Genomic DNA, 1,215 nt, shown 5'->3' on the forward strand with positions numbered 1-1,215 from the left:
GGCAGTCCCGCAGGATCTTCCAGCCCTTCATTCGGGCGAAGACGTGCTCGACGCGGGCGCGGACTTGCTTGTGGGAGCGGTTGTGCTGCTGCTTCCAGTCCGGGAGTTCGGCCTGCCCCTTCGCACGGCGGTGCGGCATTACCCGGCCGGTGCCCGGATAGCCGCCGTCCGCGATGGTCATGGTCTTACCGACGGCGTCCTTCGCGCCGGATTCGGCCCAAGCCCGGCAGTCGTTTCGGTTTCCGGGCAGCGGTCGGCCGACGACCACGGCCAGGCGAGTGTCGGCGTCGATGACGACCTGGTGGTTGGTGGAGTAGCGGTAGTTCTTCGACTGCTCGGCGATCGTGTGGCCCCGAGTGGGCACCAGGGTGCCGTCCACGATGAGCACGGAGTTTTTTGCGAACCGCTGGCGCGGCTGGAGTGCGAGCTTCGGGCCGAGATGATCGACGATCCGGCTGGCCGCTGACTTGGATATCCCGAACAGCGGAGCGAGCTGGCGCAGCGTCAAGTTCGTTCGCCAATACGTAGCGACCAGTAGCACCCGGTCCTCAAGAGACAGGCTCCACGGCCGACCGCGCCGCGGCTCGTCCGCGGTCTCGCGACGTACCGCAGTCATCAACTTGCCGAAGCAGCGCGGGCTCAGCCCGGAGAACGGGGCTATCCAGGACGGCTCCGCCGCCGTGATCACACCAGTCACACCAAGATCATTTCACCGAAGCCGGAAGCCGTGTGGTGGTGAGACACGCAGGCTCAGCTCGTCGTCGCGGTACGAACCCCAAAAACGACCAGCACGGCCCCTGCCAGACGACTCATCCCACGCCGGAATCGAGGCGTGTCGATTGCCGTGCGGGCGACCGCGATCACGGACGTCCAAGACAGCAACCACACCAGCACGACCGCTATGTGCACGACCGCAAGCGTGGCGATCTGCGGCGCGATGGGGCGGTCGGAGGCCAGAAACTGCGGCACCAGAGTGAGATAGACCGACGCCGCCTTTGGGTTGAGGACGTTGGACCACAGCCCCTGGCCGAAGCCTCCAAGCTGAGACCACGGCAGACGCCACCGCCCGCGCTTCTTTGGTTCGACGCCTCGACGCGCTGAACGCCAGGTGGCCACGCCCAACCAGATCAGATAGATGCCACCCACGAGCTTCACAACGGTTAGCGCCCGAGCCGACGACATGACCAGGGCGGACAGGCCCACCGTGGCAAACGT

The 1,215-nt window shown here is 66.1% G+C and carries 2 protein-coding genes; both read right to left on the reverse strand.

Annotated features, from left to right (window positions below; all coding sequences use genetic code 11):
- Window positions 1-697 (reverse strand): transposase (locus RBJ65_RS41990; RefSeq protein ID WP_306324368.1); only part of this gene is annotated, 697 nt, incomplete at its 3' end.
- A 53-nt stretch (window positions 698-750) separates the two neighbouring features.
- The coding region (locus RBJ65_RS41995) for a LysE family translocator (protein ID WP_306332219.1) at window positions 751-1,215 on the reverse strand (465 nt) is incomplete at its 5' end.

The organism is Streptomyces sp. KL109B (assembly GCF_030766935.1).
GTDB lineage: Bacteria > Actinomycetota > Actinomycetes > Streptomycetales > Streptomycetaceae > Streptomyces.